Source organism: Actinomycetospora straminea (genome assembly GCF_028737255.1).
GTDB lineage: Bacteria > Actinomycetota > Actinomycetes > Mycobacteriales > Pseudonocardiaceae > Actinomycetospora > Actinomycetospora straminea.
This window is the reverse complement of the sequence record NZ_JAQZAN010000031.1, coordinates 41,335-53,594: the sequence shown is the minus strand read 5'-3', so window position 1 is coordinate 53,594 and position 12,260 is coordinate 41,335. Positions and strand designations below refer to the sequence as shown.

At 75.5% G+C, this 12,260-nt stretch carries 12 protein-coding genes; 10 read left to right on the top strand and 2 right to left on the bottom strand.

Annotated features, from left to right (window positions below; genetic code table 11):
* The coding region (locus PH190_RS28630) for a cytochrome P450 (protein WP_274234947.1) at window positions 1–1,245 on the bottom strand (1,245 nt) is incomplete at its 3' end.
* A gap of 265 nt (window positions 1,246–1,510) precedes the next feature.
* Here PH190_RS28630 and PH190_RS28625 point away from each other — a divergent pair.
* On the top strand, window positions 1,511–2,818 hold the full coding sequence (locus tag PH190_RS28625; protein ID WP_274234946.1) for a bifunctional o-acetylhomoserine/o-acetylserine sulfhydrylase: 1,308 nt from the start codon (window positions 1,511–1,513) through the stop codon (window positions 2,816–2,818).
* Between the two features lie 13 nt (window positions 2,819–2,831).
* Window positions 2,832–3,974 carry a homoserine O-acetyltransferase MetX gene (gene metX / locus PH190_RS28620; RefSeq protein ID WP_274234945.1) on the top strand — a complete coding sequence of 381 codons (1,143 nt, stop codon included), beginning with the start codon at window positions 2,832–2,834 and terminating at the stop codon, window positions 3,972–3,974.
* On the opposite strand, the gene PH190_RS28615 is transcribed toward metX, so the two are convergent.
* Complete coding sequence (locus tag PH190_RS28615; protein ID WP_420791720.1) at window positions 3,969–4,367, bottom strand: ArsR/SmtB family transcription factor; 399 nt, start codon at window positions 4,365–4,367, stop codon at window positions 3,969–3,971. The two genes, metX and PH190_RS28615, sit on opposite strands and share 6 nt — an antisense overlap.
* An 89-nt stretch (window positions 4,368–4,456) precedes the next feature.
* On the opposite strand from PH190_RS28615, the gene PH190_RS28610 reads away from it, so the two are divergent.
* The 8 genes from PH190_RS28610 to PH190_RS28575 all read left to right on the top strand — a co-directional run bounded on the left by PH190_RS28610 (window position 4,457) and on the right by PH190_RS28575 (window position 12,206).
* Entirely contained in the window at window positions 4,457–5,584 is a 1,128-nt protein-coding gene (locus PH190_RS28610; RefSeq protein ID WP_274234944.1) for a DUF418 domain-containing protein, read from the top strand.
* 106 nt (window positions 5,585–5,690) lie between these two features.
* Window positions 5,691–6,590 carry a type II CAAX endopeptidase family protein gene (locus PH190_RS28605; protein WP_274234943.1) on the top strand — a complete coding sequence of 300 codons (900 nt, stop codon included), beginning with the start codon at window positions 5,691–5,693 and terminating at the stop codon, window positions 6,588–6,590.
* 85 nt (window positions 6,591–6,675) lie between these two features.
* Window positions 6,676–8,439, top strand: a complete 1,764-nt coding sequence (locus PH190_RS28600; protein ID WP_274234942.1) for an ATP-binding protein — start codon at window positions 6,676–6,678, stop codon at window positions 8,437–8,439.
* The gene (locus PH190_RS28595; RefSeq protein ID WP_274234941.1) at window positions 8,427–9,074 is read left to right on the top strand and encodes a response regulator transcription factor; all 648 of its coding nucleotides are present in this window, start codon (window positions 8,427–8,429) and stop codon (window positions 9,072–9,074) included. The genes PH190_RS28600 and PH190_RS28595 overlap by 13 nt, the downstream gene beginning before the upstream one ends.
* A gap of 244 nt (window positions 9,075–9,318) precedes the next feature.
* Window positions 9,319–9,681 (top strand): cupin domain-containing protein, encoded by a 363-nt coding sequence (locus tag PH190_RS28590; RefSeq protein WP_274234940.1) that lies wholly within the window; start codon window positions 9,319–9,321, stop codon window positions 9,679–9,681.
* Window positions 9,682–9,742: 61 nt separating this feature from the next.
* On the top strand, window positions 9,743–10,471 hold the full coding sequence (locus PH190_RS28585) for an alpha/beta hydrolase (RefSeq protein WP_274234939.1): 729 nt from the start codon (window positions 9,743–9,745) through the stop codon (window positions 10,469–10,471).
* 50 nt (window positions 10,472–10,521) lie between these two features.
* A complete protein-coding gene (locus tag PH190_RS28580) occupies window positions 10,522–11,424 on the top strand; it encodes an oxidoreductase (protein WP_274234938.1) in 903 nt (300 codons plus the stop codon).
* A gap of 68 nt (window positions 11,425–11,492) precedes the next feature.
* Window positions 11,493–12,206 (top strand): PaaI family thioesterase, encoded by a 714-nt coding sequence (locus PH190_RS28575; protein WP_274234937.1) that lies wholly within the window; start codon window positions 11,493–11,495, stop codon window positions 12,204–12,206.
* Window positions 12,207–12,260: the final 54 nt, after the last annotated feature.

Below are 12,260 nucleotides of genomic sequence, written 5' to 3'. Positions count from 1 at the left end.
GATCGCGACGGGGAGGTGCTTGATCCCGTTGACGAAGATGCTGCGCAGGCGGTCGGGCTCGCCGACGACGCGCAGGTCGGGCATCCCGGCGAAGAGCTCGCGGAAGGCGACGGCGATCTCGCGGCGGGCGAGGTGGGCGCCGAGGCAGAAGTGGGGGCCGTGGGCGCCGAAGCCCTGGTGCGGGTTGGGGGAGCGGCGCAGGTCGAGGCGGTCCGGGTCGGTGAACACGGTGTCGTCGCGGTTCGCCGCCCCGTAGACGAGCAACAGCTTCTCGCCGGCCGCGACCTCGACGTCGGCGACGGTCGTGTCCTCGACCGCGGTGCGGCGCATCCAGTTGATGGGGGAGGCCCAGCGCACGACCTCGTCGACGGCGGTCGGGGTGACGGCCTCGACGTCGCCGGACCACGCCTCCCACTGGGACGGGTCGAGGTGCATGCCCCAGACGCCGTGGGTGATCGCGTTGCGGGTGGTCTCGTTGCCGGCGACGCAGAGCAGGATGAAGAAGGACGCGATCTCCTGGTGCGTGAGCCGCTCGCCGTCGACGGTGCCGTGCACGAGCGCGGAGGTGACGTCGTCGGTCGGCTCGGCCTCGCGGGCCGCGGCGAGCTCGGTCATGAGCCCCGAGAGCCCGGCACCGGCGGCGAGGTAGTCGCCGAGCGGGTTGTCCGAGGTGACGTACTCGGGGTCGTCGCCGGCGAGGATGACGTTGGAGTGCGCGAAGACCTCCTCGCGCCGGGACTCCGGCACGCCCATCATGTCGCAGATGATCAGCAGCGGGATGCGCGCCGAGACGTCGGTGACGAGGTCGAACGACCCGTCGCCCGCCAGCGCCTCCTCGCGCGCCGCGGCGATCACCGACCGGGACACCCGGGTCACGTCGTCGAGCAGCGCCTCGGTCCGTCGCGGCGTGAAGGCCTGCGCCGCGATCCGGCGGATCTTGGTGTGCCGCGGGGCGTCCATGCTGATCAGCGAGCCGAAGAACTCGTGGGCCTCGGCGGGCAGGTCGAGGATCGACACCGCGCCCCGCCCCGAGCAGAACAGCGCCGGGTGCTTGCTGACGTACTCGACGTCGGCGTGGCGGGTGACCGCGCGGAACCCCGGCCCCCGCTCGAAGCCGGGGAACTCGGGCTCGGCGAACCAGGGCAGGCCGGCGTCGGCGCGCAGGCCGGCGAACGCCGCGAACCGCTGCGCCCAGGGCGCCGCCCAGAACTCCCGATCACCGAGATCCACCGCGGAGGCCGTCACCGTTGGCAGGCTGCCAGCACGCGGTCCACCACGCCAGGCGGTGGGCGACGTGACCCCCGTGACCCCCGCGCGTGAGTTGTGCCCGGTGGCCTCCGGCGAGAGGATCGCCGCCGTGGTGCGGGTCGATCTCGAAGGTTTCTGGCCGAGTCGTCGTGTCGACGCGTTCGACGAGCGGTGTCGCTGAGGGGCAGCACCCCGACCGACAGCGAACGCGACGAGCACGACGAGCACATCCCCGAACCACCCACGATGGAGTGATCACCCCATGACGGACGCGAACGCCGGCTGGTCGTTCGAGACCCAGCAGATCCACGCGGGCTCGACCCCCGACCCGACGACGAACGCCCGGGCGACGCCGATCTACCAGACGACGTCGTACACGTTCCGCGACACCCAGCACGGCGCCGACCTGTTCAGCCTCGCCGAGCCGGGCAACATCTACACGCGGATCATGAACCCGACCACCGACGTCCTCGAGCAGCGCGTCGCGGCGCTCGAGGGCGGCGTCGCGGCCCTCGCGTTCGCGTCGGGCAGCGCGGCCACGACGGCGGCGATCCTGACCATCGCCGAGGCCGGCGACCACTTCGTCTCCAGCCCCAGCCTCTACGGCGGCACCTACAACCTCTTCCACTACACGCTGCCCAAGATGGGCATCGAGGTCTCGTTCATCGACGACCAGGACGACCTCGAGCAGTGGCGGAACGCCGTCCGGCCGAACACCAAGTTCTTCTTCGCCGAGACGCTGCCGAACCCGGCGAACAACGTCCTCGACATCCGCGCCGTCGCCGACGTCGCCCACGAGGCGGGCGTCCCGCTGATGGTGGACAACACCGTCCCGACGCCGTTCCTCGTGCGCCCGATCGAGCACGGCGCGGACATCGTCATCCACTCCGCCACCAAGTTCCTCGGCGGGCACGGCACGAGCATCGCCGGCCTCGTCGTCGACGGCGGCACGTTCTCGTTCGGCGACGACCCGCAGCGCTTCCCCGGCTTCAACGAGCCGGACCCGAGCTACCACGGTCTGAAGTTCTGGGAGGCCCTCGGCCCGGGCGCCTTCGCCGCGAAGATGCGGGTCCAGCACCTGCGCGACACCGGGGCGGCGCTGAGCCCGTTCAACGCGTTCCTCATCCTGCAGGGCATCGAGACGCTGTCGCTGCGCCTGGAGCGCCACGTCGACAACGCCCAGCGCGTGGCCGAGTGGCTCGAGGGCCGCGACGAGGTCGAGAAGGTCTACTTCGCCGGCCTGGAGTCCAGCCCGTGGCACGCGGCGCAGCAGCGCTACATGCCCCGCGGCGCGGGCAGCATCGTCGCGTTCGACCTGCGCGGCGGCGTCGAGGCCGGCCGGGCGTTCGTCGACGGCACGAGCCTGCACTCGAACCTCGCCAACATCGGCGACGTGCGCAGCCTCATCGTGCACCCGGCGTCGACGACGCACAGCCAGCTCTCGGAGCCCGAGCAGCGCTCCAGCGGCGTGACGCCGGGCCTGGTGCGCCTGTCGGTCGGGATCGAGAACGTCGAGGACATCCTGGCCGACCTCGAGGCGGGCTTCACCGCGGCCAAGTCCGCCCAGTGAGGGCCCGGGCTGCGTGACCGACTCACTGCAGACCGTCCCGGTGCTCCCTCCCGCCACGGGCGCGTGGCGGGAGGGGGACCCGGTCGGGGACCGGCGCTTCGTCGACATCGGCGCCGTCACGCTCGAGGGCGGCGAGACGCTGCCCGACGTGCGCGTCGCCTACGAGACGTGGGGACGCTTCGACGGCAACAACGCCGTCCTGGTCCTGCACGCCTTGACCGGCGACAGCCACGTCACCGGGGAGACGGGGCTCGGGCACCCGACGCCGGGCTGGTGGACGGCGCTGGTCGGGCCCGGCAAGGCCGTCGACACCGACCGCTGGTTCGTCGTCGCGCCCAACGTCCTCGGCGGCTGCCAGGGCACGACCGGCCCGGCCACCCCGGCGTCCGACGGCCGGGCCTGGGGCTCGCGCTTCCCGCGGACGACGGTGCGCGACCAGGTGGCGGTGGAGGCACGGTTCGCCGACGCGCTGGGCATCGACCGCTGGGCCGCGGTCCTCGGCGGCTCGATGGGCGGCATGCGCGCGCTCGAGTGGGCCGTCACGTACCCGTCGCGGGTGGAGCGCCTGCTGCTGCTGTGCTCGCCGGCCGCGGCGTCGGCCGACCAGATCGCGTGGGCGTCCCCGCAGCTCGCCGCGATCCGCGAGGACCCGGGCTGGCACGGCGGCGACTACCACGACCGGGAGCGCGGGCAGGGCCCGCACGTCGGGCTGGGCGTCGCGCGGCGCATCGCGCACAACACCTACCGGACCGCCGAGGAGTACGACACGCGCTTCGCCCGCCGGCCGCAGCCCGGCGAGGACCCGGGCACCGACGGGCGCTTCGCGATCGAGAGCTACCTCGACCACCACGCCGAGAAGCTCGTGCACCGCTTCGACGCCGGCAGCTACGTCGAGCTCACCCGGGCGATGAACGGCCACGACGTGGCCCGGGGACGCGGGTCGCTGGCCGAGGCGCTGGGCGCGGTGACGGCGCGGACGGTCGTCGCGGGCTCGGTGTCCGACCGGCTCTACCCGCTGCACCAGCAGGAGGAGCTCGCCGCCCTCATCCCCGGGGCGGGCGAGGTGCGGCGCATCGAGTCGCCGTTCGGGCACGACGCGTTCCTCATCGAGGCGCGCCGGCTCGAGCAGATCCTGGCGGAGCTGCTCGCGCTATAGACGTGCCGGCTCGGCGACGACCTCGTGCAGCAGCGCGTGCACGGTCTCGTCGGCCAGCCGGTAGCGCACCACGCGCCCGGCGCGGCGGGTGGCGACCAGGCCCTGCGCGCGCAGCAGGCGCAGCGCCTGGGACGTCGTGGTGTCCTTGAGGCCCGCGGCGACGGCGAGGTCGGACACGCAGATCTCGCCGGCGGCGTGGATGCAGAGCAGCAGCGTCAGCCGCGTGGGGTCGGCGAGCAGGGCGAAGCGGGTGACCCAGGCGTGCATCACGGCGCCGTCGGGCAGGGCGGCGATGGCGTCGCACACCCGGTGGTCCTCGTCCAGCGCGCGGTGCCGCTGCTCGAGGCGGGCGGCATCGTCCGGCGTGCCGTCCGGGGGCTCGGTGAGGTGCACCGCGCCATCGTGTCATCCTCGCCGTCCTCCGGCGCGGCCCGCCGGGCGCCGGGCGCGGGACACACGGGGCGGAGCAGGAGGAATCCAGGGTGACCGGACCGGCCGGACTGGCCACGCGCAGCGTCACCCCCGACCTCGCGCGCGGGCTCCTGCTCGCGCTGATCGCGGTGGCCAACGCGCACCTCTACCTCGTCGCCCGCCCCATCGGCTACCGCGGCTACCCGGTGGAGCTCCCGGGCGTCGACCGCGTCCTCGCCGTCGTGCAGATGGTGCTCGTCGACGGGCGCGTGTACCCGTTGTTCGCCGCGCTCGTCGGCTACGGCCTGGCGCGCCTGGCCGAGCGTGCGCCCGAGCGGGTGCTGCGCCGCCGGGGCCTCGTGCTGCTCGGGGTGGGCGCGCTGCACGGCGTCCTGCTCTTCCCCGGCGACATCATCGGCGCCTACGGGCTGGTGGCCCTGCTCTGCGCGCCGATGGTCGCGTCGTCGGTGGGCAGCAGGGCGGCGTCCCGGGCGCTCCTCGTGACGGCCGGCGGCCTCGCGGTGGTCGGCGTCCTGCTCTCGACCGGGCAGGGCACGCCGCAGGGGGTCCCGACGGTGCCCTCGATCGCCGCGCCCACGGTCGCCGCCTTCCTCGGCGAGCACCCGCCGGCGTGGCTGGTGACGACGGTGTTCTCGGCGCTGCTCACGGCGCCCGCGGTGCTGGTGGGCGTGGTGATCGCGCAGTCCGGGACGCTCGACGACCCCGTCGCGCACCGGCGCCGGCTCGCGGTGTGGGCGGTCGGCGGGCTCGGGGCGGGCGTGCTGCTCGGGCTCCCGCTGGCGCTGGCCGTCGCGGGGACGTGGGCGCCGGCGGGGGCGACCGGCGCGCTGGTCGGGGCGGCCCACGCCGCCGGGGGCTACGCGGGTGCGCTCGGGCTGCTGGGCGTCATGGGCCTGCTCGGCAGCGTGTCCTGGCCGGGGCGGGACCTCGTCGCGGCGGCGGGGACCTGGTCGATGACGCTCTACCTCTCGCAGTCGGTGGTGTTCGTGGCCGTGTTCGCGACGATCGCGGGTGGGCTCGGCGCCTCGGCGTCGCTGGTGACGGCGACGACGGTGGGGCTCGCGACCTGGCTGGTCGGCGTGCTCGTCGCGGGCCCGCTCGCCCGCGCCGGGCACCGGGGTCCCGCCGAGATCGTCGTGCGCCGCCTGACGTACGCCGGCGCGCGCCGGTCGCCGTAGACCCCCTGGACCCAGGTCCCTTCCTCCCGCCGGACCAGCGACCTAGCGTCCGATCCGCAGCGACGTGACGGTCCGGCGAGCCGCCGGGCGGGAGGGACGACCGGCCATGACGGTGTCACCGGGTCGACAGCGGTCCGAGCGGACGGGGGTGCTCGCGCGCCGTCCCCTCGTCGCGTTCTTCGTCATGGCCTACGCGTTCTCGTGGATCGTGTGGGCGCCGTGGACGCTCGGCCAGGACGGCGCCGGGCTGCTGCCCACGCGGATCGACCCCGCCCTGGTGGGCTACCTCAACGCGACCGCGATCCTCCTCGGACCGGCGCTGGCCGGCCTGGTGATGGCGTGGGTGACCGGCGGCGGCGCGGGGGTGCGCCGCCTGCTCGCGCGCCTCGTGCGGTGGCGGGTCGGGGTGCGCTGGTACGTCGTGGCGCTCGTCGGCGTCCCGCTGATCATGCTGGTGGGCACGATGGTCTACGCGGGGACCGCGCCGGCCCTCGGCGCCCTCGGCGGTCCGGGCTACCTCGTGTCCTACGTGGTGACGTTCCTGCTCGTGACGGTGCTCGGCGGGCCGCTGTTCGAGGAGATCGGCTGGCGCGGCTTCGCCCTGCCGCGCATGCAGCGCTCGCTCGGCCCGCTCGGCGCCTCCCTGGTGCTCGGGGTGCTGTGGGCGCTCTGGCACCTGCCCGAGTTCCTGGTGCCGTCCTGGGCGGCGTCGTCGGGCGGCGGCGGGCTGTCGGGCATCGTGCTGTTCACCCTCACCGCGGTCACGTTCACCGTCGTGATCACCTGGGTCTTCAACAACACCCGCGCCAGCCTGCTGCTCGCGGTCCTCGTGCACTCCTCGATCGACACGTTCACGGGCACCCTCGGGGCGATCTTCCCGCCCGAGGCCGTGGCCAGCGCCTTCCCGTACATGATCGGTTTCGGGGTGGTCGCGCTCGTGCTGGTCGTCGCCACCCGTGGCCGGCTGGGCCAACGCCGGCTCGAGGAGTCCCCCGACGCCGTGTGATCGGCCCGTCCCCGCGGGTCACGGCCTGCGGCAGGGCCTGTGGGACGGCCTCGACCCGCACCCCGCGGCGTGCCACCGTGATCACGTGGATCGCGGGGGGCGACGGTCGGGCGCGGCGACGCGCACCCTGCGCCTCGCCCTGGTCGCGCTCGTCGCCGCCGTCGTGCTGTGCGCGGCGATCGAGATGGTGCTGCTCGTCGGCAGCCCGGAGGGGCCGTACGGCCTGCTCGTACTGCTCCCGCTCACCGGCGTGGTGTACGCCGGGGTCGGGGCGGTGGCGTGGGCGCGGCGCCCGAGCAACCGGACCGGCCCGATCCTCGTCGCCGGCGCCCTCGCGTGGCTCGCCGCGGCGCTCGTCAACACCCTCGTCCCGGCGCTGATCGCCGTCGGCCAGATCACGGCGTGGATCCCGATCGCGATCGTCCTGCACGCGCTGCTCGCGTTCCCGTCCGGGCGGCTCGGCGCGCGCGGCCCGCGGATGCTGGCGGCCGCCGGCTACCTCGTGGCGCTCCTGCCGCAGCCCGCGCGCTACGCCGCGACGCCCCTCGCGACGCCCTACGACCCGCTGTTCGTCGCCGACCGGCCGGCGGTCGCGGCGGCGGCGACGCTGGCCCAGACCGTGGCGGCGACCGCCCTGCTCGGCGTGGTGGCCGCCGTGCTCGTGCGGCGTCTGGTCCTCGCCGACCGTGACCGGCGCCGCGCCCTGCTGCCGGTCTACGCCTACGGGGCGGTGGCGGTGCTGAGCATCTCGGTGCTCAGCGCGCTCACCCGCTACGCCGGCGCCGACCCCCTGCTCGCCCCGGTGCTGCAGCTCCTCGCCCAGGCCGGGGTGCCGGTGGCGTTCACGGCGGCGATGCTGCGCGGCGGGTTCGCGCGCACCGGGGAGCTCCAGGAACTGGCCGCCTGGCTCGCCCGCCCCGGGCGCGAGGGCGACCTGCGCGGGGCGCTGGCCCGCGCGCTCGGCGACCCGTCCCTGCGGCTCGCGTTCCCGGTGGAGCGCGCCGAGGGGACCGACGGGGCCGACGGGTCGTGGGTCGACGAGGCCGGCGCCCCGGTGGCGCTCCCGGCGCCGGGCGACGACCGGGTCGCCGTCCCGGTCGTGCTGGGGGAGCGGGAGGTCGCCGTCGTCATCCACGACCGCGCGCTGCACCCCGACCCCGAACCGGTCCGCGCGGCCGGGCGCATCGTCGCGCTCGCCGCCGACCGGGAGCGGCTGACCGCGGCGCTGCTCGCGAGCCGGGAGGACCTGCGGGCGTCGCGGGCACGCCTCGTCGCCTCCGGCGACCGCGAGCGCCGCCGGCTCGCCCGCGACCTGCACGACCGCCTGCAGAGCCGGCTGGTGCTGCTGGCCGTGGCCGCGTCGGACGCCTCGGTGGCCGACGAGGGCTCGCTCGCCGCGGTGCGGCGGGGGATCGAGGACGCGGTCACCGAGCTGCGCGACCTCGTCCACGACGTGCTGCCCGCGCTGCTCATCGAGCAGGGCCTGGTCGCCGCCGTCGAGGACCTCGCCGAGCGCAGCCCGCTGCCGCTGGTGCTCACCGCCGAGGCAGGCGCCGACGAGGACCTCCTGCCGGCCGCCGAGAGCACCGCCTATCACGTGGTCGTCGAGGCGGTCACCAACGCGGTCAAGCACGCCGGGGCCACCAAGGTCGCCGTCGACATCGCCCGGGTCGGCGGCCGGCTGCGGGTGGAGGTCGCCGACGACGGGGTCGGCGGCGCGCGGGTCGGGGCGGGCGCCGGTCTGCGCGGTGTCGCCGACCGGGCGGGCGCGGTCGGCGGCGGCATCGTCCTCGACAGCGCCGAGGGCCGGGGGACCCGTCTGGTGCTGGAGGTGCCGTGCGGGTCGTGATCGGGGAGGACGAGGCCCTGCTGCGCGAGGGGCTGGTCCTGGTCCTGGAACGGTCCGGGATCGAGGTCGTGGGCAGCGCCGCCGACGCCGACGAGGTGGTCGAGCTGACCCGGCAGCGCCGTCCCGACGTGCTGGTCACCGACATCCGGATGCCGCCGACGCACACCGACGACGGCCTGCGCGCCGCGGTGCGCGTCCGCACCGAGGTGCCGGGCACGGCCGTCGTCGTCCTGTCCCAGCACGTCGCCCGCCGGTACGCGCGCGAGCTGCTCGGGGACTCCGCCGCGGGCGTGGGCTACCTGCTGAAGTACCGCATCGCCGACGGCGCCGGGTTCTGCGACGACCTCCGCCGCGTCGCCGCCGGCGGCACGGCCCTCGACCCCGAGGTCGCCGCGGCGATGATGTCGCGCCGCGAGGACGCCATCGCCGGCCTGGGTCCCCGTCGCCGGCAGGTCCTGGCCCTCATCGCCGAGGGCCGCACGAACAGCGGGATCGCCCGCCGGTTGTCGATCACCGAGAAGGCCGTGGTGGCGCACTCGTCGGGCATCTACGACGCGCTCGGGCTGGCGGTGACCGACGACGACCACCGCCGCGTCCTCGCCGTCGTCCGCTACCTCACCGACCGGGCGCCGTGAGCCGGCCGCTGTCGCCGCCGGCGCGACCGACCGGCAGGTGTGGACGGCGCGGCCCGCCGGCGCAGGAGCTGTGGGCCCGGATCGTCGACGCGCTGTACCCGGGCACCCTGACGCGCTGGCTCTGAGTCACGTTTGCTGGGCCGGACGGGTGGCGGTCGGCGACGGCCGCGACGAACACCGTCACACTGAGCGGCCCGACGGGGGGCGCCCGGGTCCCGGGTGAGCCACGTCGAAGGAGGCCGTCATGGCCGCGATCGAGCACAGGAACATGGGTGCGCCGGACGAGACCCGCACCCCGGACAGGACCCGCCTCGAGGTCGTGAAGCTCGGCGACGCCACGATCGCCCGGTTGACCGCGCAGCCGGGCTGGCGCTGGTCGGAGTGCATCAAGCCGGTGGTCGGCGGCGAGAGCTGCCAGGCGGCGCACCTGGGCTACGTCGTGGCGGGCCACCTGCACGTCAGGGCCGACGACGGCACCGAGGCCGACCTCGCCGCCGGCGAGAGCTACCGCCTGACCCCGGGCCACGACGCCTGGGTGGTCGGCGACGAGCAGTTCGTCGCCCTGGAGTTCGAGGCCAAGACGGCCGAGACCTACGCCCGCGGCTGAGCCCGTAGGTGAGTGATTTTCACGGCTATAGCCGTGAAAATCACTCACATACCCTCGGGGCGTGACGGAGCTGCCGCCGCCGGTCCGCTGGTGGGGGCACCCGTTCGGTGAGGCGCGGGTGCACCTCGAGCTGGCGCGGCTGCTCCTGTCCGACACGTGGCGCGGCACCGACGTCCCGCACGGCGACGGCGCGCCCGTGATGCTCGTGCCGGGGTTCCTCGCCGGCGACCTCACCCTCGCCGTCCTGCACGACTGGCTGCGGAAGGTCGGCCACCGGTCCTACCGCTCGGGCATCACCTGGAACGTCGACTGCTCCGAGGCCGCGGTGCGCCGCCTGGACCGCCGGCTCACCGACGTCGCCGAGCGCGCCGGCGCCCCGGTCACGCTCGTCGGGCACAGCCGGGGCGGCCTGTTCGCCCGCGCGCTCGCGGCGCGCAGCCCCGACCGGGTCCGGCGCGTCGTGGCCCTCGGCAGCCCGCTGGCCTCGCAGCTCGACGCGTCGGTCCTCACGCTCGCGGCGGTCAGCGGCGCCCGCGTCGCGCAGAACGTCGTGCGCCCCCACCGGCCGCACTGCCTGACCGTGCGCTGCCCCTGCCCGTTCTCCGCCGACCTGCAGGCGCCGGCCACGCCGCCGGTCGTCGCGATCTGGAGCGCGGAGGACGGGATCGTGCGGCCCTCGGCCTGCCGCCCCGACGACGCGGAGTGGCGCGAGGTCCGCGGCAGCCACGTCGGGCTGGGCGTCAACGTCGAGGTGTACCGCCACCTGGCCGAGGTGCTCGTGCGGCCGTGACCACGGCCGACGACCGTTTGGATCATCACCCCGCGGGGCACGGGACGCGCATGACCGCGTGGACCCCCGCCGACATCGGAGACCAGTCCGGCCGCACCTTCGTCGTCACCGGCGCGAACTCCGGGATCGGCCTCGAGGCGTCCCGCGAGCTGGTGCGCGCCGGCGCCCGCGTCGTGCTCGCCGTGCGCGACACCGAGAAGGGCGAGCAGGCCGCCGCCGAGATCGCCGGGCGCGGGACCACCGAGGTCCGCCGCCTCGACCTCGCCGACCTGTCCTCGGTGCGCGCCTTCGCCGCCGACCTCGAGGGTCCGGTCGACGTGCTGATCAACAACGCCGGCCTCATGGCGGTCCCGGAGCGGCGCACCGCCGACGGCTTCGAGATGCAGATCGGCACGAACTTCCTGGGCCACTTCGCCCTCACGGGCCTGCTGCTCGACGTCGTCACCGACCGCGTGGTGACGCTGTCGAGCGTCGCGCACCGCGTCGGCAAGATCGACCTCGCCGACCTCAACTGGCGCCGCCGCCGCTACCAGCGCTGGCTCGCCTACGGGCAGTCCAAGCTCGCCGACCTGATGTTCGCCTACGAGCTCGAGCACCGCTTCGTCGCCGCCGGGTCGCCGCTGCGCTCGATGGCCGCGCACCCCGGCTACAGCGCGACCAACCTGCAGAGCCGCACCGAGTCGGTGCAGGACCTCGCCATGGGCGTCTTCAACAAGATCGTCGCGCAGGGGCCGGCGGGTGGCGCGCAGCCCACGCTCTACGCGGCGACGGTGCCCGACCTGCCCGGCGGCACCTACGTCGGCCCCAGCGGCTTCCAGGAGATCTCCGGGCCGCCGGTGCCGGTCGGCTCGACGGTCGCGTCGCACGACCGCGCCACCCAGGCCGCGCTGTGGGACCTCGCCGCCGAGCTGACCGGGGTCACGCCGCACATCCGCGCCGGCGCGCGGTCCTGAGCACCGCCACCGACGCCCCGCTGCGGGCGCTCGAACGCTGCGTCGCCGACGACGTCCCGCTCGCGCCGGTGCACGCCGCCGTCGGGGCCCGGCTGCGCGCGGTGGCGCCGGGGCGGGCCGAGGCGGTGCTCCCTGTGCTGCCCGCGCTGCCCGCGCCGGCGCGGGAGCCCGACGCGGCGCTGTGGGTGCTCGCCGACTTCGTCACCGGGGTGGCCGTCACCGGCACGCTCGCCCCGGGGGAGCGGATCACGACGCTGCGGCTGACGCTGCACGTCGTCGCGCGGACCTCCGGGTCGCTGCGGGGGGTGGGCACGCTGGACGACGTCACCGATGGCGTCGCCCTGAGCACCGCGGTGATCACCGACGACGCCGGGCGCACGGTCGCGCGGGCGATCGGGCGCAACGCGGTCCTCGCCGACGGCGTCGCCGCGTCGACGTGGCCCGGCGCCGCGTCCACCTGGTCCGACCCGCCGCGGGCGCCCGACGGGCTCGTGCTCGAGGGCGCGGCCCCCGACCCCGTGGCGGTGAACCACGCGGGCGTCGTGCAGGGCGGGGCGCTGGCGTCGCTGCCCGCCCGGGCGCTCGCCGACGTGCTGGGCGGCCCGGCGGACGAGGCCACGGCGACGTTCCTGCGCGCCGTGCCCGTCGACGGCCGCACGGTGCACACGACGACCGAGGTCGAGCACGGCGGCCGACGCCTGCGCAGCGCCCGCGCGGTGCTGCGCGACGACCGTGACCGCACGGTGCTGACGATGACGGGGCTGCGCTACAGCGGATCGTGAGTCGGCGCGTGAGTCGGCGCGTGACGAGGCTCCCAGCCCGATCGGCGGGGTGTC

Excerpts from the sequence above, each read along its gene's own strand:
- PH190_RS28625 (WP_274234946.1), top strand. The coding sequence starts at position 1,511 with ATGACGGACGCGAACGCCGGCTGGTCGTTCGAGACCCAGCAGATCCAC.
- PH190_RS28590 (WP_274234940.1), top strand. The coding sequence starts at position 9,319 with ATGGCCGCGATCGAGCACAGGAACATGGGTGCGCCGGACGAGACCCGC.
- PH190_RS28580 (WP_274234938.1), top strand. The coding sequence starts at position 10,522 with ATGACCGCGTGGACCCCCGCCGACATCGGAGACCAGTCCGGCCGCACC.
- PH190_RS28605 (WP_274234943.1), top strand. The coding sequence starts at position 5,691 with ATGACGGTGTCACCGGGTCGACAGCGGTCCGAGCGGACGGGGGTGCTC.